The organism is Corynebacterium riegelii (assembly GCF_016728505.1).
In the GTDB taxonomy this organism is placed as follows: Bacteria; Actinomycetota; Actinomycetes; order Mycobacteriales; family Mycobacteriaceae; genus Corynebacterium; species Corynebacterium riegelii.
This window is the reverse complement of record NZ_CP068159.1, coordinates 1,189,715-1,216,305: the sequence shown is the minus strand read 5'-3', so window position 1 is coordinate 1,216,305 and position 26,591 is coordinate 1,189,715. Positions and strand designations below refer to the sequence as shown.

Here is a 26,591-nt window from a genome sequence, read left to right as displayed (position 1 = left end):
CACTCCTTATTTGAAGGTCTGGGTGTAGGTGTCTTTGGAATAGGTGAAGACGGACTGGTCGAACTGGTTGTACTCGTCGTAGCGAACCAGCTCGTACAGGCGGGAACGGTGCTGCATCTTGTCCAGCCACGGCTCCTGCGTGCCGGTTTCTGCGATGTCTCGCAGCATTGCCTCGGTCTGGCCCATGGCGATGCGGAAGGTGGTCACCGGCCAGATCACCGCGTTGTAGCCGAGCTCCTCCAAGCGAGGTGCCGGAATCAGGTCGGTCTTGCCAAACTCGGTCATGTTGGCCAGCAGCGGCGTATCAACGGCTTCGCGGAACTTTGCAAAGTCCTCTTCCGAGTACAACGCCTCGGTGAAGATGAGGTCCGCGCCGGCGTCGGCGTAGGCCTTCGCGCGCTCGATGGCTTCGTCGATGCCCTCGATGCCGGCGGCGTCGGTACGCGCACAGATGACAAACGCATCGTCGTGACGCTCGCGCACCGCGGCGGTAATGCGGCGCACCATCAGGTCACGCGGCACAACCTCCTTGCCGTCCAGGTGGCCGCAGCGCTTCGGGTTGACCTGGTCCTCCAGGTGCAGCGCCGCCAGGCCTGCGGCCTCAAACTCTGCAACGGTACGCGCAGCGCTCATCGGCTCACCAAAACCCGTGTCAGCATCAATCAGCACCGGCAGGTTGGTCGCACGTGCGATCTGGCCGCCGCGGTTTGCCACCTCAGTCAAGGTGGTCAGGCCGATATCCGGCAGACCCAGGTCGTTGGCCACCACTGCGCCGGAAACGTAGACGCCTTCGAAAGCGCCGATGTCTTCGATCAAGCGCGCCGTCAGCGGGTTGAACGCGCCTGGCAGCTTGGTAATCGTCTCGCTGGTCAGGGACTCACGCAGCGCCACGCGGCGCTCGTGAGGGGTTTTCTCGGGTGCGAACATTAGAAGATGCCTTCCGGAATCTCAGGAGCTGCATCGCGTGCAGCCTGGTTAACCACAATGTTGAGCTCGCTGAGGTCGGTCAGGTTCTCCAGATCCTGCACTGCGGTCAGGAAGCGCTCCTGCTCCTCCGGTGCCACAATGCCCTCAGCCAGGGTGCGGAACTTCTTGATGTAGTTCTCACGGACGAACGGGCGAGCACCCAGCGGGTGAGCGTCTGCCACTGCCATCTCGTCCTCAATCACGGAGCCATCGTTGAAGGTGATGACAGCCTTAGCGCCGAATGCCTTCTCGGCCGGGTCGGTCGAGTGGTAGCGGCGGGTCCACTCCGGGTCCTCCACCGTGGAGACCTTGTGCCACAGCTCAACGGTCTCCGGACGGTTTGCGCGCTCCGGGGTGTAGGAGTCGACGTGGTGCCACGTGCCGTCTTCAAGCGCGACAGCGAACATGTACATGATGGAGTGATCCAGCGTCTCACGCGATGCGGACGGATCCATCTTCTGTGGGTCGTTCGCGCCGGTACCGATCACGTAGTGGGTGTGGTGCGAGGTGTGCAGCACGATGGACTCGATGTCCTTGGTGGACTTGCCCTGCTCTTCAATCGTGGCCTTGATGCGGCGAGCCAGGTCGATCGGCGCCTGTGCCTGGTACTCCGCGGAGTGCTCCTTGGTGTAGGTGTCCAGGATGGCGCGCTTCTCTTCACCCGGTGCCGGCAGCGGAACAATGTAGGTGCGCTCTGGGGAGTGCAGCATCCATGCGATGAAGCCGTCCTCGCCCTCCCAGATCGGAGCCGGCGCGCCCTCGCCGCGCATTGCACGGTCAACAGCCTCAATGGCCATCTTGCCTGCGAACGCCGGCGCGGAAGCCTTCCAGGAGGAGATCAGGCCCTTGCGGGACTGACGCGTTGCGGTGGTGGTGTGCAGCGCCTGGCCGATTGCCTGGTAGATGGTGTCCACGTCCAGGTTCAGCATGGTGCCAATACCCGCTGCGGCCGACGGGCCAAGGTGCGCAACGTGGTCAATCTTCCACTCGTGCAGGCAGATGCCCTTAACCAGGTTGACCTGGATCTCGTAGCCGGTAGCGATACCGCGGATCAGCGCCTTGCCGTCCAGGCCCTTGTGCTGTGCCACTGCCAGGATCGGCGGGATGTTGTCGCCCGGGTGGGAGTATTCAGCCGCCAGGAAGGTGTCGTGGTAGTCCAGCTCACGCACAGCGGTGCCGTTTGCAAAGGCTGCCCACTCTGCGGAGTAGGCGCCATCAACGCCGAAGACCTGGGCACCACCCTCCTGCACCGGGTGAGCCTCAGCCATGACACGGGCAGTAGCCACCGGACGACGACCGTAGGAGGCAACCGCTACCGACGCATTGTCGATGATGCGGTTGATGATCATTTCCTTGGTGTCCTCAGGAACCTCAACCGGGTCAGCGGCAACCTGAGCAATCTTGTACGCCAGGTGCTCTTCAATCGGGAACTCTTCTGCGGACTTATGTGTCCGTACTTCGTGTTGGATCATCGTGCGCTTCAACTCCTTTTCGCCCTGTGGCGCCTTTGCTGCGCCTCTGCGGTGAATGAACCCGGCATTGCGCTCGGGTGCTACAGCTCATACTAGGGAGAAAAGTGTGCGCTACGTCATGATCTTAATTTGCAAAGAATTGTGGCGTTGATTTGCCTTTATTGTAAACTTTGTAAATCAGCAGGTAGCGGGCACTATCCAGAGGAGCACAGGCTATGAGCAAGCACTACGCGGGGGCACGGATTCACACGCTTCGCACGTCCCGTTCACTTACTCAGGTTGAAATGGCCCAAAAACTTGGCATCTCTGCCAGCTATCTCAACCAGCTAGAAAATGATCAGCGCCCGCTGACCGTCTCGGTACTTCTGCAACTCACCCGCGTCTTCGGACTGGACGCCTCGTTTTTCTCCCAAGACTCCGAGCAGCGCACCATTGGTGAATTGGCCGAGCTCATGCCTGGTCTTTCGGACGACGAGCTTGCAGACTTTGCCATCCGTTACCCCCGCATCGCGGACGCCGTGCGTGAGATCCCCACACTGCTGACCTCGGCGGCACTGAGCCCACACGCCACGGTGCGTGATTTCTTCCAGCGCAATGAGAACTATTTTGATGACCTGGATCTGGCAGCTGAGAACTTCGCGCTCCACGCCCCCTCGCGCCAGCTGCGCCTGACCCGCCTCGCCGCCGCGTTTGACCGCGATTACGGCTACACGGTCCGCTTCAACCAGTACGCGCAAGGACCGCGCTCAATGTTGGATACCGCTTCCCGCGAGATCCGCCTGCGTACCGGACTGACTGAGGCCCAGCAGTGCTTCGAGCTGTCGTACCACTATGCGCTCATTGGGCACATTTCGCTTATCGACGCCCACCTGGCCCCCATCACCGACCCCGACGCCTACAGCCTGGGCAGGCATGGCCTGGCGCAATACTTTGCCGCCGCAGTGACCATGCCGTACGGCGAAATTTTGGCCGCGGCGGAGGCCACCCGCTACGACATTGACATGATTGCCGCCCGTTTTGGCACCGGTTTTGAATCCACCTGCCAGCGCCTCGGCACCTTGCAGCGCCCCGGCGCGCGCGCCGTCCCCTTTGCGTTTGTGCGCACAGACCGCGCCGGCAACATTTCCAAGCGTCAGTCCACCACGTCGTTCCACTTCTCCCAGCGCGGCGGGACCTGCCCGCTGTGGGTGGTCCACCGCGCCTTTGAAACCCCGAACCGTGTCACCCGCCAGGTGGCGGTGATGCCAGATGGGCGCACCTACCTGTGGGTGGCGCGCATGGTGCAAGGCCCCGCGGCCGGCTTTGGCACGCCACGCCAGGAAAACGCGGTGGCCTTGGGCTGCGACACAGACCACGCCGAACGCCTGGTGTACGCGGACGGTTTGGACCTCTCCCCTGACTCAGCCACCCCGATTGGGCCGGGGTGTGAGACGTGTCCGCGTAATGAATGCCCGCAGCGGGCGTTTCCGGTTAGTCCAGGTCGGAGTGAGCGATAAGGCGGCGTGCCGCCTCCGTAATGGAACCGGACAGCGAGGGGTAGACCGCCATCGAATCCGACAGCTGGCGCACGGTCAGCTTGTTGGTCACCGCAATGGTGATGGAGTGGATCAGCTCAGATGCGGTCGGCGCCACAATCACGCCACCGATGACCTCGCCGGTGCCCTTGCGAGCAAAGATCTTCACAAAACCGTGCTGCAGCGAACGCATCTTGGCGCGCGGGTTGGTAGACAGCGGCAGCTTGTAAATGTCCGCCTCAATTTCCCCGTCGCGGATCTGCTGCTCCGTTACGCCCACAGCCGCAATTTCGGGGCGGGTGAACACGGCGTTACCCACCGTCTTCAAGCGGATCGGCGCAACGCCCTCACCCAGGGCATGGTCAACGGCGATGCGGCCCTGCTGTGCGGCGACGGAAGCCAGCGGCATCAGGTCCGTGCAGTCACCGGCCGCGTAGATACCCGCAACGTTGGTGCGTGATACGCGATCCACGTGGATGTGGCCAGACGGGGTGGTCTCCACACCAGCCGCCTCAAGGTTCAGGTCCTGGGTGTTCGGGATGGAACCAATGGACATCATGACGTGCGAGCCACGGATCTCACGTCCATCCGTGGTGCGCACAACCACACCATCGCCGGTGTTTTCCACCGACTCCACGCGCGCATCCTTCTCCAAGTGCACGCCAAGGCCCTCAAGCACGGTCTCCAGCACATCTGCGGCATCCGCGTCGTCGTGCGGCAGAATACGGTCGCGCGAGGCCACCATGGTCACCTCAACGCCCAGCTCAGCGTATGCGGAGACGAACTCTGCACCGGTCACGCCGGAGCCAACCACGATCAGGTGCGTCGGCATCTCAATCAGGTTGTACATCTGGCGCCAGTTCAAAATGCGCTCACCGTCCGGCTCCGCACCCTTGAGCACGCGCGGGCTTGCACCGGTGCACACCAAGACCATGTCGCAGTCCAAGCGCTCCTCTTCACCATTTGCCAGCTCCGCCACCACACGGTGCGTAGTGTGGCCATCCTGCTCGGAGGAGAAACGAGCGCGCCCCTTCACAATGCGCACGCCGGCACGCTCAAGTTGGTTGTGAATATCGCGGGACTGCTCCGAAGCCAGCGCCACTACACGGTTATTCAATGCGGTCAACGCAAGCTGCGCATCACCCAAGGTGTGGTTCAGCCCCATCGCGTCCGCGCGGCGCAGGTCGGTTTTAATGTTGGCGCCTGCAATGAAGCTTTTCGACGGCACGACGTCCTTGCGAATCGCCGAACCACCAGCACCCTCGTCCTCTACCAGCGTGATGTCCGCGCCGTACTTGGAGGCCACAAGGGCCGCCTCGTAGCCGCCAGGACCTCCGCCCATGATGACGATCTTTTTGCTCACGTGTTTACTCCCTACATAACCGGCCAAAACGGTGGCTAGTCTACATACCTGCGCCAGCGGCGGCAGCCGCACTGTACTGCTCAACAATCGCGCCGAACAGCCGCACGCCTACTCCGATGGCCCGCTCATCAATCATGAGGTTGCCTTGGTGCAGGTCCGGCTTCACACCGGTACCGTCCCAGGCGCCGAGGCGAACCATCGTTCCCGGCACATGTTCGAGGTACCAGGAGAAGTCCTCTCCACCCGAGGACTGCGGCGAGGTCACCACCGCATGCGGGTCAATGGAACGCGCGGCGGTCACCGCCAGCGACGTCGCCGCATCATCATTGAGCACCGGTGGAACGCCCTGGACGTAGTCCAAGTGGTAGGTGCAGCCCGTCGGCGCGACAATCATGTCGATCAAGTCCGTCAGCAGGTCTTTCAACCCGCGCCAAATGCTGATGTCTGCGGTACGGATCGTGCCGTCGATCCTGCCGCGCTTCGGAATCGCATTGGGGGCATCGCCTGCCTCGATGTGGCCAAAGACCATCACCGTGCCGGTGCGCGGATCAACCCGGCGCGACAACAACGCCGGCAGCTGGGTGGCAATCGCGCCGAGGCAATAGACCACGTCCGCAGTCATGTGCGGGCGCGCGGTGTGCCCGCCCGGGCCTTCGATTTCTAGGCGCACCACATCAGCAGCGGAGGTAATTGCGCCGGCGCGCACACCGATCTGACCTACGCGCAGTTTCGGCTCCACGTGCAGCGCAAAGATGGAGGACACGCCTTTTAATCCCCCGTACTCGATGACGTCGAGTGCGCCGCCGCCCATGACTTCCTCTGCTGGTTGGAAGATGCAGCGGATGGACAACGGGACGTCGATAGTAGAAAGTGCACACGCCAAACCGAGCACCACCGTGGTGTGCACATCATGCCCGCACGCGTGCGAAACGCCGGGGACCAGCGAAGCGAACTCAAGGCCGGTCTGCTCCGGCACGCCAAGTGCGTCGATATCGGCGCGAAACGCGATTCGCTTGCCTGTATCCGGGCCGATGTCTACGTAGCAGCCGGTGCCGGGGAAACGCACTGCTTTCAGCCCGTATTCTGCAAGCACGCCCACGATGAAGTCGGTGGTTTCCACCTCTTCGTTGGACAGCTCCGGGTGCGAGTGCAAGTGTCGACGCCAGCCGATCACGCGCTCCTGGTTCTGCGCAAACCACGCGTTAACGCTCGCGGAGATCGACACTGTATCCGCCTCTGACACCCTGATTGCCTCCTGCTTGCAACTACTGTTCTGCGGCAGAAGTCTACGCCAGGGCGTGAAGCGCTGAAAACCGTACTTAAAACCGTGCGGTGTTTGCCCGCGCTCCCAGCCTGAGGTAAGCCTCCGCAAAGCGTGCAGTGTCCTTCGGCCCACGAGGCCACCGCATGGCAATTTCTACTTGGCTTTCGCCCTCTGGGTAGTTGCCGTCATAAATAACGCCCGCGCCTGGCAGCAGCGCCGCCGGCGGCACGTAAAGCGCCGCAGCCAGGCGATACACCGTACTTACCTGGGGGTCTGCAACCTTAGACCCGTTGTATTCGTTGCGCTCCAGGTTAGAGATCTGGGTGCGTGAAATCCCCGAGATTTCCGCCAGCCGCTTCTGTGTCAGCCCCCGCATCATGCGCAGCAGACGCACCCGCTGGCCCAGATCAAGCGCATACGGCTTCCATTGAGAGTGCGGTAATGATTCCGTCATCAACTGATCCCCCTTGGCATCCCCTCCATGTGAATGCTCAATAGCGTAGCCGCACGACGGAATCAGCGCCAGCGTTTCTACAGGTCGATGTTGCGCGGCCCGTAAAGGCGATCGCCCGCATCCCCAAGACCAGGCACGATGTAGGCCTGCTCATTCAGGTCCGGGTCAATCGTCGCCGTAACCAGTCGCACCGGCCCACCGTGAGCCTTTAGCTTATCGACGCCCTGTTGCGCACTCACCATGCACACACAGGTGATATCGTCCGCCCCTCGCTCCAACAACAAGTCAATGGCGTGGATGAGGGAACCACCGGTGGCCAGCATCGGGTCCACCAAAAAGACCGGCTGGCCCGCCAGATCATGCGGCAGCGCCTCCAGGTACGGCACCGGCTCATGCGTTTCTTCATCACGTGCCATGCCGATGAAGCCCACTTGCGCGTCCGGGATCATGGACAGCGCCGGGTCGATCATGCCCAGGCCGGCACGAATAATCGGCACGATGATCGGCGGTTTCTGCAGGCGAGTGCCCTGTGCAACGGCCACCGGGGTTTTGGTTTCAAAGGTTTCCACTGGAAGGTCGCGGCTTGCCTCATAGATCAGCATCGCGCCGAGGTCTGCAAGCGCGGTGCGGAACGCAACGTTGTCGCTGCGCTCATCACGCATGATGGTCAGGCGGGACGCCGCCAGTGGGTGGTTAATAACCGTGATCTGCATAGCCACCATGCTAGGCCGTGCTGCCTCCCTGTGTGATTTTCCGGCGTGATTTTCCGGCGTGATTTTCCGGTGCGATTCTCCGGCGCTGAAAATTTTTTTTCAGCGCCGAGGGAACCGGGGACCCAGTTTGTCGGTCTAAATAGGCATGGACACATTCGTACTTGATTCACACACTGTTACCTCACACACCGATTCCCTTCGCGCTGATGCCGCAGCGCTTAACCCACTTCCCGGCACCTCCTTTCCATCCTTCTACCCCTTCACCGCTTTTCATGAGGCATATGCGGCGGCCGCATCTGCTGCGGAGACGCGCGCACAACAGGTGCGCGATGAGGCCCGTCGTGTTGCCGCGTTCATGGATCTGACCGTCACCGCGGCTGACACCGTCGATGGCAACACCAGCAAAGGATTAGGAGGACTGCTATGAGCTTGAACACGCTAGACACACTCGGCACCTTGGCATATGAGATGACGGGCTTTCTCCCCGGACCGAAGTCTTTGCCGTGGCAAAGAAGCGACATATTCGCTGCCGCAGCGATGGATCCTGTCGCCGCTGGATTGCAGATTCTGGCGAGCAGGCCGGAGCTCATCCCTACCCTGCCAGGTTTTCAAATCCCCGGGTTTGATGCCTTTGGCGCGCTCGCTCAGCTAGTTGGCGCTGATCCCGGCAAGCACGTGGAGATGGTGCGCGCGCTTGAGGCGTTCCGCGGGCAGATTAGTGACAAGATTTCGCGCGCAAGCCTGCAGTGCGCAGCAACCGCGGCAACGCTAACCGGCCTTGCCATGGATGTGGTGAGTAAAGGAGTGAAGGTCCTTGGCGCCAGCGCCGTACTTGGGCCAATTGGCGTTGGCCTTGCCGTAGTCACCTTGATCAAAGAGGCATTGCAGCGCGCGAAGCAGGAGCTCGACCGTTTGGAAGCAGCCTTGGGCTCGCTTGCTGGAGAGCTTGCCAGGGACACCCAGGCCGCCCTAGCGGTTGTGGTTCCCGGCTCAGGCTCCGCGGTGCAGCAGGCGATGGCGCAGCTTGAGCGTCATGCGGGAAATGTGATGGGGGCAACCACGCCGGCGTCGATCAGCGAGGTTCCTGCGGTCAACCACGCGGCGGCCTACAGCGCACCGCCCGCCGCCAGAGCACCGTCTGCCGCAGGTGCCGCAGCGGCAGAACTTGCAAAGTCACAGGTTGGCACCCCCTACAGCTGGGGCGGGTCTGCACCCGGCGGGTTCGACTGCTCGGGACTGACCTCCTGGGCGTACCGCCAGGCGGGCGTGGAGATTCCGCGAGTTGCCGTGGATCAACGCGTAGGCCGCCAGGTCTCGTACGAGGAGCTCGCCCCGGGTGATTTGGTGGTGTGGTCCGGCCACGTAGCCATGTACACCGGTGACGGAATGATGGTGGAAGCTGGCAGCCCGGTACAGATGAACCCGGTGCGCACGGACAATATCGGTATGCCGTTTATGGGCTTCTGGCGCCCCACGGGGTAGTAAGCGAAAACATAGGTGGTTGGACCGGTAACATCTGCGTGCATGAGCACCCGCGCGATTCTTCCCGTGAAATTGTCCCTGCCTCAGGGGGATGTCTACACGCTGTGGGCACCCACCTGGAAAGAAAAGGGCACCGAGTGGCAGGCGTTTTTGGGCGACGACACCTCAGTTCTCGCCTTCCACTCCCCCGAGGAGCTGCTGACGTACCTGCAGACCACGCCGAAGCATGACTTGAGCGACCACCCGAAGTGGTCGCTATTCCAGTCCCAGGGCGACGCCCGCGTGGTTCCTACGGAAAAGCAGTACTACGACATTGTTGGCGCACCGGACTTTTTGGCTGGCCGCCCAAGCCACGCCAACGTGTCTGCGCTGTCGCGCGTGTTCCAGATTTCGCGCTCGCTGGCACAGGTTGGCAGCGCGGAGCAGGCGGAGATCTTCTTCGCATCCCACTCCATCTTGAACAACGTCAACCGTGGCTCTGACCACTACGCGGGCGACAATGGCATGGAGGAATGGTCCGGTGTGGGCCGCGTGGTGCTGAAGAATTGGGAAGCAGTGGTTGAGTCGCTGGATGAGGTGGTGCGTGTCGTCGATACGCAAAGCCTTGATGCTGCTGCTGTGTCCGCAGCCGCAACGGCGATTGCTGCCGCAACTGAAGCCCGTGAAGCGGCCGCAAAGGAGGCCGAAGCCCAGAAGCAGGAGATGCTCCAAGCTGCTGATCCGTACGACTCTTCCGTCTGGGGCCGCGCAGGCATCGACCCGGTGAAGATCACGGTGCAAGGCAAGACCGTGTACACGCTGCGCACCTACCTTGCTGGCAAGCCGGTGTTTTTGGGCAAGTACGGCGAGATTTTCTCCTTCCCCACCCCGAAGCACCTCGGCCGTTGGATCCTGGAGCACGACGACCACGATTTGGCCAACGTATCTACCTGGGCCGACGTTATTGCCGCGGCGAATGCTGGTGAGCTGAAGGTGGAGGTCCACCCGGACAACACGTACTCCTTCAGCGGGCTGAGCGAGGACATTGCCAAGAACGTGGACGCAGTAGACACCAAGCAGATGGGCAAGGCCTACGAGCTTTTGGCAGACGCAGCGGACTGGGCTGACGATGATTCGTTGAACTCCCTGCTGCTGGCCAACCCGCGTATGCAGGATTACCTGGCATACATGCTCGGCTCCACCGAGGCCGCAGGCTATGTGCCATCCCCGCCGTTTACGGATAAGGCACAGGCCTGGACCGAGATGGAAGACCAGCTGATCAAGCGCTTCTCCAAGTTCTAACACCGTGGCAGTAGATCAGGTAGACCCGCTGATCAGTTCCATCTACCGCTGGATGGATGTTTCCGGCGTGCTGCTGATGGGCGTTATCGGCGGCACGCTTGCGCGTCATCGTGGCTATGACATCGTGGGTTTTTTCTTCATCGCCATGCTGTCGGCGCTCGGCGGCGGCATGCTGCGCGACGTGCTGATTAACCAAGGCACCGTCGCCGCCATGAGCCAGCCGGAGTACTTGATCCTGGCGTTCACCGGCGCGCTGATCGCCCGCTTTACATATTTCAAGGGCCGTGCCTGGGAAGTCATGCAGTCACACGGCGACGCAATGATCTCCGCCCTGTGGGCCGCAACTGGCGCGTCGAAGGCTATTTATTACGACTTGCCTGTGCTGCCCACAATCATGATGGGTGTGTTCACCGCCACCGGCGGCGGCATGATCCGCGACGTGGTCACGGGACGTGAGCCCAGCGTGTTCGGCGGCAACCAGCCGACCGTGGTTCCGGCCGTGGTCTGCGCAGTGATTTTGATTGTCGGCGACGCAACCGGCTTCCTCGCCCTCGGCATGGCATTGGGGCCGCTGGCCAGCTACGCGTTGTTCCTTGTTGGCTACTACGGCAAATGGAAGCTGAGCCAAGACAAGGATTTTGCCCCCATCAACGCCACCGTCAATGCGACCGTTTCGCAGGTTGCGCAGATTGCGCGCCGCGCGGAGAACCGCTCGCGTGCGGTTGCTCGTGAGCTGGAGCCGAAGGCGCTGCGTGCATGGCGGCATCGGCAGATGGAGAAGGCGTTGGAGCGTCGTGTAGAAGCTGAGGTGGTCAAGGGCAAGAACCGGGCGGAAGTGCGCAGCGCTGCGGACGAGTTCCTCAACGAGTTCACCAACCAGTTCCCCGCCATCGATGCTGACGTCGATGCAGACATCGATACTGACATCGATGCGGAGAAGAAGCCGAAAGACCGCGAGCGCCTCTTGGACGGCGTTGGTATGGACTTTGACGGCACCTCCTACAACGATGAGACGGCCCAGTCCGACCCTGAGAAAGCTGCGGCTGCACATGCTGACATGCTGGACATCATTCTTGCCGACGACGCGTTGACCGACGAACTCATCGAACGCCTCGTGGCCCGCTACAAGAAGAAAGGCAACTAGATGAAGCGTGTGGGGTTGAGCTTGGCAGTCGCGGTGTGCTGTGTGAGCCTTGGCTGCTTGCCGACGCCAGCGCAAACCCCCACAACCCCAACCCCCACCACCACCGGCTACTTCGACGAGGCGGGAAATTTCATCCCACCCAGCCGCGAACACGCGCCTGACACCGACGACTGCCCGTACGAAACGGCACCTCGTGAGCCGGTGTCAACGTCAGAGCGTGCCACCACAACACCTGCGGCACTGCCGGTGACGTACGACGGTCCGTGCGGGGTCAGTGCCGCTGCCGGTTACAAGGTTCCCGAAGACGTGGTTGCCTCCGCGTGGCTGGTGGCGGACCTCGACTCCGGGGAGGTCGTTGCGATGAAGGACCCGCACGGCCGCTACCGCCCCGCCAGCATTATCAAGGTGCTGCTTGCGTTGGTGGCGATTGAAGAGTTGGACCTAGACGCCAAGGTGGAGGTATCCGCAGAGTCCGCGGGCCAGGAAGGTTCCGCCGCTGGCATTGGCGCTGGCGGTGACTACACCGTGCGCGACCTGCTCTACGGCCTGATCCTCAACTCCGGCAACGACTGCGCACACGCGCTCGCCCAGGCGCTTGGCGGGGATACGGCAGCTCTGCGCAAGGTCAACGACTTGGCGGCGAAGCTTGGGATGACGGACACGCGCGCCGCCTCCTACTCCGGCCTGGACGCAGCCGGCATGTCCACCTCTGCGTGGGACATGGGCCTGGCCTACCGTGAGGCGTTTTCCAACCCTGTCTTCACCAAGATTGCTGATACGGAGTCCTACGACTTCCCCGGCTTCGACGACCTGCCCGGCTTCCAGCTGTGGAATGACAACAAGCTCTACCTCAACGACCCGGACGGCATCGGCGGCAAAACCGGCTACACGGATGATGCGAACCACACCTTCGTCGGCGCCGTGAACCACGAGGGCCGCAGGCTAGTCGCGGTTGTTTTGGATACTACGGCTTGGGACCACCGCGCGTGGGAGCAGGCGCAGATGTTGTTGCATGCGGCGTATGGGGTGCGCGGTGGCGTCGATAAGCTTGAGCCCCTTTCACAGGCCACCACCACGGCTGTGCCTACCCCTAGCCCGAGCCCGACACCTGCCTTGGAGGCGCCGAGCGTTTCTGCTGAGAATCGCGGGTACGGCCTGCCCATCCTGATCGTGGGCGGGGTGCTGTTACTTGCGCTGATCGCACTGTGGCTGAGCTTGCGCCTGGGTGCCAAGCGCAAGCGCCGGTAGTTCTTTGGGGTTACTTACGGTTACTTGCGGTTGAACGGCGCGACAATGCGCTGACCAACAGCACCGAGTGCCGCACCCACAGGGTTCGGCTTTGCCTTGTTGCGCTGCGCATCTGCCGCAGCCGCACGAACATTGATCACAGCCGGCGGCGGCACCTGGGCTGGGGCGGCCTTCAGCGACTCCTCCGTGGTAGCCGTCCACGCAGCGGTGTAGAGCACCACACGCCAGATCAGGTACAGCACAACCATCAGCGCGATGATTGGGCCGAAGATCGCACCAGCCGGGTTACCGGTGGCCGAGGAAATAATCACCGTTGCAAACTGCTTAATCAGCTCAAACAGGACCGCGCCAAGCAGCGCGCCCTTCAAACCAGACTTCACCGGAACCTTGGTGCGCGGCATGAACATCATCATCCACGTCATCACAATGAAGTTGGCCAAAATGCCAACCGTGATGCCTACCAGCCACACCACAGAACGCGACCCCGGGAAATTACCAAGGCCGAAGTGGGCCATCAGATCCGTCGTCCACCCAGACGTACCAATGGCGGTAACACCGAACGCCACGATGAACAGGGCGATCAGCACAACAAGACCAACCAGATCCCACAACTTCTTCACAACAAAGTTGCCGCCCTCGTCCGCGTCCAAATTCCACATTGCGGAAATACCAACGCGCAGGTTGTTCATCCACCCCAAACCAGACCACAACGTGGTGAGCAAACCAACACCAGCAACGGCCCCACGCTGATCAATAGCAGTGCTGATCAGGCTATTGACCATCTCCCCGAGGTCACCGTCCATCGACTCGGTGACCTGGCGCTGCACTTCCTGCATCAAATCAGGACGAGCGTTTAAGAAAAAGCCCATACCGGCAAACAGCAGCATCAACAGCGGAAACAGCGCAAGCACAGAGAAATACGTAATGCCCGCGGCGAACTGGTTACCGCCAGCAGCGCCGAAACGCTCCTGCATGCGCATCACATGGCCAACAGCCGGAGCCTTCTCCTCAATCTCTTCAACCTTGGAGTTGTGCTCCTGCTTTTTGGCGCGCTCAATGCCGAACTCGTCGGTGTATTCCTTACGCGTCGATGTCGATGTTGCCATCGGCGTCCCTTCCATCCTTTGACGTGTTTCTTCTGGCGTGTTTCTTGCCAAAGGACGATCGTAGAGGAAAACGCCGAAGTAGATCGGGTCAGACGGCCAGCGTGTGAGCCGTGCGCTGGCTTCGGCGCTAGCCGCGGGCTAGCCGCGGGGTGCGAGGAAACCGACCTTCTCGTAGACGCTAGCCAACAATGGCTCCGCAATCTCACGTGCACGATCCGCGCCGCGAGCCAGGATTGCCTCCAGCTCAGCGCGGTCGCTCATCAGCTCCTCATAGCGGGCACGAAGCGGCGTAGTAAACGCCTCAAGCGCATCCGCCGTATCCACCTTGAGCGCACCATAGCCCTGGCCCTCATATCCTGCGACAAGGCCCTCGATGGACTTGCCGGTCAGCGCCGACTGAATCACCAACAGGTTGGACACGCCAGGCTTGTTTTCCTTGTCATAGGCAATGACCCCGTCAGTGTCCGTAACGGCGGAGCGAATGCGCTTTGCCGACGTCTTCGGCTCATCCAACAGATTGATCAAACCCTTCGGGTTTGCACCGGACTTGCTCATCTTGGACGTTGGATCCTGCAAGTCATAAATCTTCGCCGCACCCTCCGGAATAAACCCATCCGGCACCACAAACGTCTCGCCGTACTTGGCGTTGAAACGCTCCGCCAAAGTGCGGGTCAGCTCCAAGTGCTGACGCTGATCCTCACCCACCGGCACCAGCTGCGGCGAGTACAGCAGAATGTCTGCAGCCATCAGCATCGGGTACGTAAACAATCCCACCGAGGTACGGTCCTGGCCCTGCTTGACGCTCTTGTCCTTGAATTGGGTCATGCGGCTGGCCTCACCGAAACCGGTCAGGCACTGCAACACCCACGTCAACTCCGCGTGCGCCGGCACGTGCGACTGCACAAACAAGGTGGACTTCTCCGGGTCAATGCCCAGCGCAATCAACTGCGCGCAACCAGCAATGGTGCGCTGGCGAAGTTCCTCCGGATCCTGCTCCACCGTGATCGCGTGCAGGTCCGGGATGAAGTAAAACGCGTCATAGTTTTCCTGCAGGTCAATCCACTGCTTCAACGCACCCAGGTAATTGCCCAGGTGGTAGGAGTCTGCGGTGGGTTGGATTCCAGAGAGAACGCGCTGTTGAGACATGCAAGCCAGTCTATCCCTCAGCACTTGTGGGGGTGCGGCAAGGCTGAAGGTGTTGCGAGGTGACTGTGCGGGCGCTTGTAACCAGCGCTAACCCCACGAGCCCCACCAGCCCCATTGCAAACAAATCGATTTGTTACGGATGGGACTTCAAAACCGCAGGACGCTGAAAGATTTCGCATTCATTTTCAGTGAAGTCATCCAGCACCCCCGCCGGCACCGCCGACTAACACGGTGGCCGTCGCGTAATCGCCGTCATGACTCAAAGAAACGCTGGCAACCACGGGCCCCAACCGAGCAACCTCACCGTGCAGCTCAATTGCAGGGCGCGAAAAGGCATCCGCCACCACTTCGATCTCCGCAAAGTCCACCTCATCAACGGCAATAACCGGCGGCTGGCCATACAAACTCTGCGACCACGCCTTGATGTACGCCTCCTTCGCGGCCCACCGTGCGGCAAGTGACGCAAAACGGTCTGCCTTTGCCGCACAGGTTCGCAGTTCGCGGTCCGTAAACACACGCGAAAACGTGGATCCTGGCTGCTCAAGCTGGGTGGCAAAGGTTGGGATATGGACAAGGTCGGTCCCTATATGCACTGAAAACATTCCTGAATACTCGGTTCCAAAGCTCAAATTAAGCTGCTCTTTTTCTGTGAATTTGGCTACGGATTCGGAACTTACGGTTCCGTAGGTTTAGTATGCCCGTATGCCAGATACTTTTGTAGGCAAAACTACTTTGCCGGAACCGCCCCCTTTGCCAACCACGTCGCAAAGAAACGAGGAATTGTTACAGCGCCGTGCCGAAGCTCAAGAGCCGGTAGGTACAAAACCGCTGGATAAAGTACGCGCAGCTGGCCGCCTGACGGCACGTGAGCGCCTTGACTACCTGCTGGATGAAGGCTCATTTGTAGAAACCGACCAGCTGGCCCGCCACCGCACGCACGAGTTCGGCATGCAGGCCAAACGTCCAGTTACGGACGGCATCGTCACCGGATTCGGCACCATCGACGGCCGCGAAGTCTGCATCTTCTCCCAGGACGGCACCGTCTTCGGCGGCGCGCTCGGTGAGGTCTACGGCGAGAAGATGACCAAGATCCAGCAGCTTGCCGTCACCACCGGCCGCCCGCTGATCGGTCTGTACGAAGGTGCCGGCGCACGCATCCAGGATGGCGCCGTCTCCCTGGACTGGATTGCAAAGACCTTCCGCTACAACGTCGAGGCCTCTGGTGTGGTGCCGCAGATTTCCGTGATCATGGGCGCCTGCGCTGGCGGCAACGCCTACTCCCCCGCGTTGACGGATTTTGTGGTCATGGTCAACGAGACCTCCAAGATGTTTGTCACCGGCCCGGACGTGATCAAGACGGTCACGGGCGAGGAGATCACGCAGGATGAGCTCGGCGGCGCATGGATTCACATGCAGCAGGCGGGCAACTGCCACTACGTCGCGGAAAATGATCAGGACGCCCTGGACTGGGTGGCGGAGCTGTTGGAATACCTGCCGTCTAATAGCCGCCAGCGCGCAACGAGTGCGCAGCCGTTCGCACTCCCGGCAGAAGAGACCGAGGACCACAAGGAACTGAACTCCCTGATCCCGGATTCCGCGAACTCGCCCTATGAGGTGCGCGAGGTCATCGCGGCGCTGACGGATGACGGCGAGTTCTTAGAGATCATGGAGCAGCGCGCCGAGAACGTGGTCACCGCTTTTGGTCACATCGAGGGCCAGGCGGTTGGGTTTGTGGCCAACCAGCCGATGGTGCTGGCCGGCTGCCTGGACATTGACTCTGCGGAAAAGGCTGCGCGTTTTGTCCGCACCTGCGACAGCTTCAACATCCCGATTGTCATGCTGGTAGATGTCCCGGGCTTTTTGCCGGGTTCGGCGCAGGAGCACGATGGCATTTTGCGTCGTGGAGCAAAACTGCTCTACGCCTACGGCGAGGCCAGCGTGCCCAAGATCACGGTGACCATGCGTAAGGCCTACGGCGGCGCGTACTGCGTGATGGGGTCGAAGGGCCTGGGCGCCGATGTGAACTTGGCGTGGCCTACCGCGCAGATTGCGGTGATGGGCGCGGCTGGTGCCGTGGGCTTCATCAACCGCAAGGACATCGCAGCGGCCAAGGAATCCGGCATGGGCGATGAGGAGCTTGCCCAGCTGATCAAGGGCTTTGAGCGCGAGTACGAAGACGAGATGCTCAACCCGTATAAGGCGGCCGAGCGCGGGCTGGTGGATGCGGTGATTTTGCCGAGTGAAACCCGCGCTGCGATTGCCGCGAATTTGCGCCTGTACAAGGACAAAGTTGTTGCCCGTCCCGCTCGCAAGCACGGAAACATCCCGCTGTAACCCCCGCCTCAAAACAGAAAGATTTTTCACCATGACTCTTACCCCGATTCAGTCCCTCACCTCCCCTGCGATTGTGTTCCCTGGCCAGGGCAGCCCTTGGCAGCAGGCGTTGTTTGATGTGGGGGCATCGGCACCGTTAGCACGCAAGCGCATTGAGCAGTTGCTTGGAGACGCCGCGTTGATCACCGGCCCCGTCTCCCGCCCCCTTGCTTCCGTGGTGCCGGGTGTGGCGCAGCGTATCCGTGAGGCGTTGGACAATGAGCCACACGCCGCGGCGATTGATGCGTTTCCTGCAGTAAGCGCGCCAGCGATTGTGTTGGCGCAGATCGCGGCGGTGGAGCACTTGGCCCAGCTTGGTCTGGATCTGGAAAAGGTGCGCTTCGGTGGGCACTCCCAAGGCATCATCGGCGCGGTGGCTATGGACCCTAAGGAGGGTGACAAGGCTGCGGAGAAGGCGCTGGCCTTTGCGTTTATCTTGGGCGCGGCTGCCACGAATGATTACGGTGCGACGGATGCGCGCAGCCGGATGCTGTCGGTGCGTGGGCTGACGGTTGAGCAGATTGAGGAGTTCGTACCGGCAGAAACCGGTGCGGTGCTCAGTGTGATCAACGGCCGCAGGCACGTAGCACTTTCGGGTTCGCCGGAGGCCTTGGCGAAGGCGCAGGCCGCGATTGAGGCGCGCGCGAGCGATTACAACGCACGCCTTGAGGTGGAGTTCGGCGGCGCTGAAATCCAGCCGACGTTTGATTACCTGGACGTGGCCTACCCCTTCCACGTGGCAAGCAACGCGCAGGCTGTTGAGCAGGCGGCGACGTGGTCCGAGGAGTGCGGCATTGAGTTTGCAACCACCACCCCACGCGAGCTTGCGCAGGCAATTTTGGCAGACACGTTTGACTTCACCGCTACCGTTCGCGGCCTGGTCGCCGATGGCGCAAGCCACCTGATCGCGCTGGATAAGGCCACCGCCAACATCATGAAGGCGCTGGTCAACGGTGTCGGCGTGCCGGTAGTGGACGCGACACAGTCAAGCAAGCGCGATGCCCTCGCGCGCCCTGGTGAGACGCTGCCTGCCGCAGTGGACTACTCCCAATACGCCCCACGCGTGATCACCCTGCCGGACGGCAAGACCTACACGCAGACGCGTTTTTCTGCGCTGACGGGCCTGTCCCCGATCATCCTGGGTGGTATGACGCCGACCTCGGCGGATGGCGAGATTGTCGCCGCGGCCGCCAACGCTGGTTACTGGGCGGAGCTTGCCGGTGGCGGCATGTACTCGGAGGAAGAGTTCTCCAAGCACAAGGACAACCTTGTCAGCTTCCTGCAGCCGGGCCGTACCGCACAGTTCAACACCATGTTCTTTGACCGCTTCCTGTGGAACCTGCAGTTCGGCCAGACCCGCATGGTGCCCAAGGCGCGTGCGGCGGGCGCACCGTTTAACGGCGTGTGCATCTCCGCAGGCATCCCGGAGGTTGAGGAGGCAACGGAGCTGCTCGCACAGCTGCATGCAGACGGCTTCCCGTACATCGCTTTCAAGCCCGGCACCACGCAGCAGGTTCGCGACGCCCTGAAGATTGCCAAGGCCAACCCGGATGATTCCGTGATTTTGATGGTGGAGGACGGCCACGCGGGCGGCCATCACTCCTGGGTTGACCTGGAAGAGATGCTGCTGGAGACCTACGCGGAGATCCGTGCGCACGACAACGCGGTGCTCACCGTCGGCGGTGGCGTGTACTCGCCTGAGCGCGCAGCTGAGTTGATCACCGGTTCCTGGTCGGAGAAGTTCGGCCTGGCAAAGATGCCGGTAGACGGCGTGTTCGTGGGTACGGTCGCCATGGCTACGAAGGAGGCGAAGGCCACCGATTCCGTCAAGCAGCTGCTGGTGGATACCCCAGGTCTTCCGCCGGAGCACAACGGCGGCTGGGTCGGCCGTGGCCAGGGGGTCAGCGGTGTGGCGTCTTCCCAGTCGCACCTGCTGGCGGACCTGCACGATCTGGATAACTCCTTTGCCAAGGCTTCTCGCCTGATCGCCTCGCTGGATATTGAAGAGTATGAGGCGCACCGCGAGGAGATCATCGAGGCGCTGTCGAAGACCTCGAAGCCCTACTTCGGCGACGTTGAGGACATGACGTACGCGCAGTGGGTGGAGCGCTTCGTTGAGCTGGCTGCGCCGTTTGTGGACAGCAGCTGGGATAAACGTTTCGTCGCGTTGCTGCAGCGCATCGAGGCGCGTTTGCACGAGGCCGATCACGGCGACATTGTCACGCTCTTCCCGGAGGGTGAAGAGGTGGAGCCGCAGGGTGGCGTGGATAAGCTGCTGGCCCAATACCCGCAGGCGCGCACGGTGAAGGTCTCCCCGCGCGACGCTGCCTGGTGGATTGGCCTGCACTACGCCTACCCGAAGCCGATGCCGTGGGTGCCGGCGCTGGATAGGGACCTGAAGATGTGGTTTGGCAAGGACACGCTGTGGCAGGCGCAGGATGAGCGCTACACGGCTGACCAGGTCCGCATCATCCCGGGCCCGGTGGCGGTTGCCGGCATTACCAAGAAGAACGAGCCGGTGGCGGAGCTGTTGGGCAGGTTTGAGGACGCCACGACGCAGATGCTTATCGACGAAGGCGTGTCCGCCGAATCCCGTTTCTCTCGCCTGCGCGACGCCGAGGATGAGGCAGCGTACCTGCGCTCCTGCCCGACGCTTGTCTGGCACGGCCACCTGATGGCAAACCCGGCATACGCCCTGGATGAGGACGCATTTGCACTGACCAGCGAGGTCAACCCCTACGGCGAGCGCGAGTGGACGATTCGCATCAACGCCGATTCCGCGTGGGATCACCTGCCGGAGGATCAGCGCCCGTTCTACGTGCGCGAAGTGACCATCCCGGTGGACATTCCGGCGGGTGCGGCCACGGGTGCTTCGCCTGTGGTTTCGCGCGAGCGCCTGCCGCAGAGCGTGTTCGACCTGCTTGAGGGCCTGGCCGGTGTTGGTTCGGTCTCCGAGGCTGGCGACGCAATCATTGCTATGCCGGAGCTTGAGGCGCCGACTGAGGACGCCCCGTTTGGCGTGGCACGCTCCTCGTTTACCCTGCCGCCGTCGCTGTTGACGGCGCACTCGGCGGTCACGGGTGCGGTGTTGCCGACAAGCGGAAGCGCCGGGCAAAGCGGAAGCGGCCAAAACGTTGCCGGTACGCCCGACGTGTTGGTCGGTCCTTGCTGGCCGGCGATCTACACCGCACTTGGCTCCGGCCAACTGGCGGATGGCTACCCGGTGATTGAGGGCCTGCTCAACGCTGTGCACCTGGACCACGTGATTGATCTGCGCGTGCCGTTGGCCGAGCTTGCAGATGGCCGCACCATTGACGTGGTGTCCAAGTGCACCTCCATCGCAGAGTCCGTCTCTGGCCGCATTGTCACCGTGGAGCTTGAGCTGAGCTCTGGTGGCGAGGTTGTGGCAACCCAGATGCAGCGCTTCGCCATCCGCGGCCGCGCCGCCGGCACCGCCGCGCCGGTACCGGCCCCGGCATACGGCGGCGGCAAGTCCAGCAACCGTATTGAAGCAACCCCGCGTTCCTTCGTGGACCGCGCAGTGGTCCACGCACCGTCCGACATGACGCCGTTTGCGCTGGTCTCGGGCGACTACAACCCGATCCACACCTCCTACAACGCCTCTGCGTTGGTGAACCTTAAGGCGCCGCTGGTGCACGGCATGTGGCTGTCTGCTACCGCCCAGCACCTGGCTGGCCGCCACGGGAAGGTGGTCGGCTGGTCCTACTCCATGTACGGCATGGTGCAGCTGGATGATGAGGTGGAGATCACCGCAGAGCGCGTAGGCCGCAAGGGCATCCACCAGGCACTTGAGGTGACCTGCCGCATCAACGGCGATGTGGTCTCCCGCGGCCAGGCGCTTCTGGCGCAGCCGAAGACCGCCTACGTCTACCCGGGTCAGGGCATCCAGACCGAGGGCATGGGCAAGGGCGACCGCGAGGCGTCTGCAGCAGCACGTGAGGTGTGGCGCCGTGCGGACCGCCACACGCGCACCAACCACGGTTTCTCCATCCAGCGCATTGTGGATGAAAACCCGGCGCACCTTATCGTCCGCGGCGAAGAGTTCAAGCACCCAGACGGCGTCCTGCACCTGACCCAGTTCACGCAGGTTGCACTCGCTGTGGTGGCGTACGCCCAGACGGAGCGTCTGCGTGAGGCGGATGCGTTGGGCTCTGGCGCGTACTACGCAGGCCACTCGCTTGGTGAGTACACGGCGCTTGCCTCCCTAGGCAACATCTTTGAGCTTGAAGCGGTAATTGACATTGTGTACTCGCGTGGCTCTGCCATGGGCTCGCTGGTGCCGAGGGACGCTGAGGGCAACTCCAACTACGGCATGGGTGCGCTGCGCCCGAACATGATTGGCGTAGGCCCCGAGGAGGTTGAGGCCTACGTTGCCCAGCTTTCGGAGGACACGGGTGAGTTCCTTGAGATTGTGAACTACAACATCAAGGGCCAGCAGTACTCCATCGCCGGCACCAAGCGTGGCCTGGCTGCGCTGAAGGAGAAGGCAAACGCGATTACCCCGCGTGCGTACGTGACGGTGCCGGGTGTGGACGTGCCGTTCCACTCGCGTGTGCTGCGCAGCGGTGTGGCGGACTTCGCCGAGAAGCTCGACGAGCTGCTGCCTGCTGAAATTGATGTGGACACGCTGGTTGACCGCTACATTCCGAACCTGGTTGCTCGCCCCTTCGAGCTGACGCAGGACTTCATCGACGCCGTCTTGGCGGAGGTGCCGTCTGAGCGCCTCCAGGGGCTGACCCCGGAGAACACGGACCGCAACACGCTTGCACGCACGCTGCTGATTGAGCTTTTGGCGTGGCAGTTTGCCTCCCCGGTGCGCTGGATTGAGACGCAGGACTTCCTACTGCCGCGCGTGGAGCAGATCATTGAGGTTGGCCTGGCGTCCTCCCCGACGCTGACCAACCTGGCCAAGCGTGAGATGGACGTGGTGGGTATCCACGTGCCGGTGTTCAACGTGGAGTCCAGCCAGGACACGGTCATGCTCAATGACGTGGTTGCGGCACCTGAGCCGGAAGTTGAGGCCGAAGAGGCAGCACCGGCAGATACCGCAGCCGAGGCTGCTGAGAGCCAGACCGCACCTGCTCCTTCCGCCCCGGCAGCTGAAGCCCCAGCCGCTGCCCCGGCACCGGCGGCCGCCGCTTCCGGCCCGGCCGAGGACCTAGCCTTTGCCGCTGCGGACGCGATTACCGTGCTCTTCGCTGTACAGAACAAGATCCGCCCAGAGCAGATCAACGATTCTGACACGATTGAGGAGCTCACTGGTGGCGTTTCTTCCCGTCGTAACCAGCTGCTCATGGACATGTCCGCAGAACTCGGCGTACCCGCCATCGACGGCGCGGCGGAAGCGGATGTGGCAACGCTGTACCAGCGCGTCAACACCGCTGCCCCGGGCTACACCCCGTTTGGCACCGTCCTGTCTGAGGCCGTGGGTACGCGCCTGCGCCAGCTGCTTGGCGGCGCAGGCTTAAAGCCCGCGTTCGTTGCAGATCACCTGGCTTCCGCGTGGGGTCTGCCGGCATCGTGGACGCCGCACGTTGAGGCGGAGATCCTGCTTGGCACCCGCACCGAAGATTCGGTCCGCGGCGGCTCTCTGGCTACTCTGCCAGTATCGGCCGGTTCCAAGGCGGAGATCAGCGCCCTGATTGATCAGGCTGTGCAAAATGTTGCGGCAAGGCATGGGGTGGCGGTGAGCCAGGCGCAAGCAGGCGGCAGCTCCGGCGGCGGCGTGGTGGATTCCGCAGCTCTGGATGCCTACAAGGATGAGGTCACCGACACGCTGGTGGCAACGGCTCGCACGCTGCTTGCCAAGCTGGGTGTTGAGGACGAGGCTGCAGAGATCATCGCGCCGGACAACACGATTGTGGAGACCATCGAGGCAGAGCTTGGCTCAAGCTGGGTCAAGCAGGTCACCCCGGTGTTTGATGAGCGCAAGGCTGTGCTTTTCGACGATCGCTGGGCCCAAGCCCGCGAAGACCTCGTACGCGTGGCCCTTGGCCAGTGCGAGCTGGACCCGGCGCGCTTTGCCGGCACAGGTGAAACCATCGCCCAGCAGGCCGAATGGTACGCGCAAAACACCGGAGCGGACCGCGCGGATGTGCTGCGCGCAATCGCTGAAGCCGCCCAGGGCAAGGCCGATGAGCCGTATGCGAACGACGTTGCGCTGGTGACCGGTGCCGCACCTGGCTCGATCGCAACTGCTTTGGTGGAGCGACTGCTGGCAGGTGGCGCAACCGTGATCATGACCGCCTCCAACGTTGGGCAAGCGCGTAAGGAGTTTGCGCGCAAGCTCTACGCCGAGCACGGCTCGGTGGGCGCGAGCTTGTGGCTGGTGCCGGCGAACCTGTCGTCCTACCGCGACATTGACGCACTGATCGCGTGGATTGGCGCGGAGCAGAAAGAGACGGTGGGCAAGGACGTCAAGGTGATCAAGCCTGCGCTGACACCTACGCTCGCGTTCCCGTTCGCAGCACCGTCCGTGTCCGGCTCGCTGGCAGAGGTCGGCGGCAACGCGGAGACGCAGGCGCGTCTGCTGCTGTGGTCGGTGGAGCGCACCATCGCTGGTTTGTCCGAGCTGGCGCAGCGCGGTGACCACTACCCGGCGACGCGTACGCACGTGGTGCTTCCGGGCTCGCCGAACCGCGGCACCTTTGGTGGCGACGGCGCCTACGGCGAGGTCAAGGCCGCACTCGATGCGATTGTGAACAAGTGGTCTGCCGAAACCGGTTGGCCAGACGGCGTCACCCTGGCGCAGGCACGTATCGGCTGGGTTGCCGGTACCCACTTGATGGGCGGCAACGACGCTCTCGTCCCGGCCGCGGAAGCTGCGGGCATCCACGTGTGGAGCCCGGAGGAGATCTCTTCGCAGCTGATGAGCTTGGCATCACCGGAGTCTCGCGAGCAGGCGAAGCAGGCTCCGCTTGATCTGGACCTAACCGGTGGTCTGGCGGACTCTGGGGTCTCGATTGCGGAACTGGCGCGGTCGGTGCGTGGTGGGGAGGTCACGGAGGCGTCGGCAAGCGAAAGCCCCGCAACTGTCCGAGCCCTGCCGAATGTGTCGAACCCGCTGCAACCGGCACCTGCCAATGTTGGGGATGTGACCTGCTCGCTGGATGACATGGTGGTCATTGTGGGCGTGGGCGAGATCTCCAGCTGGGGCTCGGGCCGCACCCGTCGTGAAGCTGAGTACGGCATCGAGCGCACCGGGGGCGTGGAACTGACCGCCGCGGGCGTGCTGGAGCTGGCCTGGATGATGGGCCTGATCACCTGGTCCGAGGACCCGAACCCGGGCTGGTATGACGCCGACGGTGCCGAGGTTGCGGAGGAAGACATCTACGAGCGCTTCCGCGCCGAAGTAGTGGCCCGCTGTGGCGTTCGCACCCTGACGGACAAGTACTTCCTGACGGACCAGGGCTCCGTGGACCTGGAGCAGGTCTACCTGGACCGCGACATCACGTTTAGCGTGGCAACGGAAGCCGAGGCCCGCGACCACGAGGCTGCCGATCCGGACAAGACTGTGGTCAAGCAGGTTGGCGGCGAATGGACCGTGACCCGCCTGGCTGGTGCAAACGCGTACGTGCCGAAGAAGGCGACGTTGTCTCGCACCGTTGCGGGCCAGATCCCGGATGATTTTGACCCGACCAAGTGGGGTATTCCGGCGCAGATGGCCGACGGCATGGACCGCATGGCCGCCTGGAACCTGGTTACCGCCGTGGACGCGTTCATCACCGCAGGCTTCACCCCGGGCGAGCTGATGCAGGCAGTGCACCCATCGTTTGTGGCAACCACCCAGGGCACCGGTATCGGTGGAATGGAGTCGCTGCACAAGGTGTTCGTCTCCCGCTTCATTGGTGAGGAACGTCAGAGCGACATCCTGCAGGAGGCGCTGCCGAACGTGGTGGCCGCGCACACCATGCAGGCTCTGGTTGGCGGCTACGGTTCCATGATTCACCCGGTCGGCGCGTGTGCCACTGCCGCGGTGAGTGTTGAGGAGGCTGTGGACAAGATCGCGCTGGGCAAGGCGGACTTTGTCATTGCCGGTGGTATTGATGACGTGCAGGTGGAATCCCTCCAGGGCTTCGGCGACATGAACGCCACCGCCGAGACCGCCAAGATGACTGCCCAGGGCATTGATGATCGCTTCATCTCGCGTGCGAATGACCGTCGTCGCGGAGGCTTCCTTGAGGCCGAAGGTGGCGGCACCTTGCTGCTTGCCCGCGGCTCCCTTGCCGCGAAGCTGGGTCTGCCGGTGCATGCGGTAGTGGCGTACTCCTCCAGCTTTGGCGACGGCGCGCACACCTCCATCCCGGCCCCCGGCCTGGGCGTGCTGGCAGCCGCGTGTGGCGGTGAGTCCTCCCGCTTGGCTCGCAATTTGGCTTCGCTGGGCCTTTCGCCTGACGACGTCAACGTGTTGTCCAAGCACGACACCTCCACCAATGCCAACGACCCGAATGAGTCCGAGCTGCACTCGCTTTTGTGGCCAGCCATCGGGCGCAACGAGCACGCGCCGATGTACGTGATCTCCCAGAAGACGCTGACGGGCCACGCCAAGGCGGGCGCTGCCCTGTTCCAGATCGGTGGGCTGATTGACGTGCTGGCAAGCGGTGCGCTGCCGCCGAACGCGGCGCTGGACTGCGTGGATCCGCTGATCGCGCCGAAGGCGAAGAACCTGGTGTGGCTGCGCTCCCCGCTTGCGCTGGGTGCAGGCCAGGTGAAGGCGGCGGCGCTGACCTCGCTTGGTTTCGGCCACGTCGGAGCGCTGGTTGTACTCGGCCACCCGGGTGTGTTCGAGGCCGCGCTGGTGCGTGAGGGTATCGACGCAGATGCCTGGCGCGCCCAAGCCACCAAGCGCCGTGCGGACGGCGCTGGCCGCCTGGAGGCCGGCATGCTCGGCCGCGCTGAGCTCTTCGCCCCGGTGGAGAACCGTCGCTTTGCTGGCGCGAACGACCACGACGATGAGATTGCCCTGTTGCTCAACCCCGACGCCCGTCTCAACGCTGACGGCACCTACCCGACCGCGACCCCGACTGTTTAAGGCCCTGTTTAAG

At 62.6% G+C, this 26,591-nt stretch carries 17 protein-coding genes; 8 read left to right on the top strand and 9 right to left on the bottom strand.

Translation table 11 applies throughout. The features are described from left to right. Nucleotides 1-6 precede the first annotated feature (6 nt). Nucleotides 7-927, bottom strand: coding sequence for a methylisocitrate lyase (gene prpB, locus I6I71_RS05635; protein WP_052205268.1), 921 nt, complete (start codon nucleotides 925-927; stop codon nucleotides 7-9). Beyond that, nucleotides 927-2,438, bottom strand: a complete 1,512-nt coding sequence (gene prpD, locus I6I71_RS05630; RefSeq protein WP_052205269.1) for a 2-methylcitrate dehydratase PrpD — start codon at nucleotides 2,436-2,438, stop codon at nucleotides 927-929. The genes prpB and prpD overlap by 1 nt, the downstream gene beginning before the upstream one ends. Before the next feature lie 215 nt (nucleotides 2,439-2,653). On the opposite strand from prpD, the gene I6I71_RS05625 reads away from it, so the two are divergent. Further along, entirely contained in the window at nucleotides 2,654-3,934 is a 1,281-nt protein-coding gene (locus I6I71_RS05625; RefSeq protein ID WP_052205270.1) for a short-chain fatty acyl-CoA regulator family protein, read from the top strand. Here I6I71_RS05625 and I6I71_RS05620 read toward each other — a convergent pair. From I6I71_RS05620 to upp, 4 genes are all read right to left on the bottom strand, one after another. Beyond that, nucleotides 3,909-5,315 (bottom strand): NAD(P)H-quinone dehydrogenase, encoded by a 1,407-nt coding sequence (locus I6I71_RS05620; protein WP_236587421.1) that lies wholly within the window; start codon nucleotides 5,313-5,315, stop codon nucleotides 3,909-3,911. The two genes, I6I71_RS05625 and I6I71_RS05620, sit on opposite strands and share 26 nt — an antisense overlap. Before the next feature lie 40 nt (nucleotides 5,316-5,355). Next, nucleotides 5,356-6,540, bottom strand: a complete 1,185-nt coding sequence (locus I6I71_RS05615; protein ID WP_070493473.1) for an amidohydrolase — start codon at nucleotides 6,538-6,540, stop codon at nucleotides 5,356-5,358. Nucleotides 6,541-6,634: 94 nt separating this feature from the next. Next, nucleotides 6,635-7,033: a helix-turn-helix domain-containing protein gene (locus I6I71_RS05610; RefSeq protein ID WP_052205272.1), complete on the bottom strand. Its 399-nt coding sequence runs from the start codon at nucleotides 7,031-7,033 to the stop codon at nucleotides 6,635-6,637. A 77-nt stretch (nucleotides 7,034-7,110) separates the two neighbouring features. Continuing rightward, the gene (gene upp, locus I6I71_RS05605; RefSeq protein WP_070493476.1) at nucleotides 7,111-7,746 is read right to left on the bottom strand and encodes a uracil phosphoribosyltransferase; all 636 of its coding nucleotides are present in this window, start codon (nucleotides 7,744-7,746) and stop codon (nucleotides 7,111-7,113) included. Between the two features lie 145 nt (nucleotides 7,747-7,891). Here upp and I6I71_RS05600 point away from each other — a divergent pair, with 145 nt between their 5' ends. From I6I71_RS05600 to I6I71_RS05580, 5 genes are read left to right on the top strand one after another with little or no spacing between them, the layout of a single operon-like run. Next, a complete protein-coding gene (locus I6I71_RS05600) occupies nucleotides 7,892-8,173 on the top strand; it encodes a hypothetical protein (protein WP_201822942.1) in 282 nt (93 codons plus the stop codon). Next, a complete protein-coding gene (locus I6I71_RS05595) occupies nucleotides 8,170-9,228 on the top strand; it encodes an NlpC/P60 family protein (RefSeq protein ID WP_236587420.1) in 1,059 nt (352 codons plus the stop codon). The genes I6I71_RS05600 and I6I71_RS05595 overlap by 4 nt, the downstream gene beginning before the upstream one ends. 42 nt (nucleotides 9,229-9,270) lie before the next feature. Next, nucleotides 9,271-10,509, top strand: coding sequence for a hypothetical protein (locus I6I71_RS05590; RefSeq protein WP_201822939.1), 1,239 nt, complete (start codon nucleotides 9,271-9,273; stop codon nucleotides 10,507-10,509). Nucleotides 10,510-10,561: 52 nt separating this feature from the next. After that, nucleotides 10,562-11,653, top strand: a complete 1,092-nt coding sequence (locus I6I71_RS05585) for a trimeric intracellular cation channel family protein (protein WP_201823430.1) — start codon at nucleotides 10,562-10,564, stop codon at nucleotides 11,651-11,653. Then, nucleotides 11,654-12,901, top strand: a complete 1,248-nt coding sequence (locus tag I6I71_RS05580) for a D-alanyl-D-alanine carboxypeptidase family protein (protein ID WP_201822936.1) — start codon at nucleotides 11,654-11,656, stop codon at nucleotides 12,899-12,901. 20 nt (nucleotides 12,902-12,921) lie between these two features. On the opposite strand, the gene I6I71_RS05575 is transcribed toward I6I71_RS05580, so the two are convergent. The 3 genes from I6I71_RS05575 to acpS all read right to left on the bottom strand — a co-directional run bounded on the left by I6I71_RS05575 (nucleotide 12,922) and on the right by acpS (nucleotide 15,746). Next, nucleotides 12,922-14,007, bottom strand: a complete 1,086-nt coding sequence (locus tag I6I71_RS05575; RefSeq protein WP_052205276.1) for a YhjD/YihY/BrkB family envelope integrity protein — start codon at nucleotides 14,005-14,007, stop codon at nucleotides 12,922-12,924. A gap of 138 nt (nucleotides 14,008-14,145) precedes the next feature. Then, nucleotides 14,146-15,153: a tryptophan--tRNA ligase gene (trpS, locus tag I6I71_RS05570; RefSeq protein ID WP_070463808.1), complete on the bottom strand. Its 1,008-nt coding sequence runs from the start codon at nucleotides 15,151-15,153 to the stop codon at nucleotides 14,146-14,148. 194 nt (nucleotides 15,154-15,347) lie between these two features. Then, nucleotides 15,348-15,746: a holo-ACP synthase AcpS gene (gene acpS / locus I6I71_RS05565; RefSeq protein ID WP_201822933.1), complete on the bottom strand. Its 399-nt coding sequence runs from the start codon at nucleotides 15,744-15,746 to the stop codon at nucleotides 15,348-15,350. Between the two features lie 187 nt (nucleotides 15,747-15,933). Between acpS and I6I71_RS05560 the strand changes: the two genes are divergently transcribed. Both I6I71_RS05560 and I6I71_RS05555 read left to right on the top strand, forming a co-directional pair. Further along, a complete protein-coding gene (locus I6I71_RS05560) occupies nucleotides 15,934-17,487 on the top strand; it encodes an acyl-CoA carboxylase subunit beta (RefSeq protein ID WP_414017449.1) in 1,554 nt (517 codons plus the stop codon). A 31-nt stretch (nucleotides 17,488-17,518) separates the two neighbouring features. Beyond that, the gene (locus I6I71_RS05555) at nucleotides 17,519-26,578 is read left to right on the top strand and encodes a type I polyketide synthase (RefSeq protein WP_201822927.1); all 9,060 of its coding nucleotides are present in this window, start codon (nucleotides 17,519-17,521) and stop codon (nucleotides 26,576-26,578) included. Nucleotides 26,579-26,591: the final 13 nt, after the last annotated feature.

Coding starts and splice junctions, on each gene's coding strand:
- prpD (WP_052205269.1), bottom strand. CDS start 2,438: ATGATCCAACACGAAGTACGGACACATAAGTCCGCAGAAGAGTTCCCG.
- I6I71_RS05590 (WP_201822939.1), top strand. CDS start 9,271: ATGAGCACCCGCGCGATTCTTCCCGTGAAATTGTCCCTGCCTCAGGGG.
- I6I71_RS05625 (WP_052205270.1), top strand. CDS start 2,654: ATGAGCAAGCACTACGCGGGGGCACGGATTCACACGCTTCGCACGTCC.
- trpS (WP_070463808.1), bottom strand. CDS start 15,153: ATGTCTCAACAGCGCGTTCTCTCTGGAATCCAACCCACCGCAGACTCC.
- I6I71_RS05610 (WP_052205272.1), bottom strand. CDS start 7,033: ATGACGGAATCATTACCGCACTCTCAATGGAAGCCGTATGCGCTTGAT.
- I6I71_RS05600 (WP_201822942.1), top strand. CDS start 7,892: ATGGACACATTCGTACTTGATTCACACACTGTTACCTCACACACCGAT.
- I6I71_RS05580 (WP_201822936.1), top strand. CDS start 11,654: ATGAAGCGTGTGGGGTTGAGCTTGGCAGTCGCGGTGTGCTGTGTGAGC.
- I6I71_RS05575 (WP_052205276.1), bottom strand. CDS start 14,007: ATGGCAACATCGACATCGACGCGTAAGGAATACACCGACGAGTTCGGC.
- prpB (WP_052205268.1), bottom strand. CDS start 927: ATGTTCGCACCCGAGAAAACCCCTCACGAGCGCCGCGTGGCGCTGCGT.
- I6I71_RS05585 (WP_201823430.1), top strand. CDS start 10,562: ATGGATGTTTCCGGCGTGCTGCTGATGGGCGTTATCGGCGGCACGCTT.
- I6I71_RS05595 (WP_236587420.1), top strand. CDS start 8,170: ATGAGCTTGAACACGCTAGACACACTCGGCACCTTGGCATATGAGATG.
- I6I71_RS05555 (WP_201822927.1), top strand. CDS start 17,519: ATGACTCTTACCCCGATTCAGTCCCTCACCTCCCCTGCGATTGTGTTC.
- upp (WP_070493476.1), bottom strand. CDS start 7,746: ATGCAGATCACGGTTATTAACCACCCACTGGCGGCGTCCCGCCTGACC.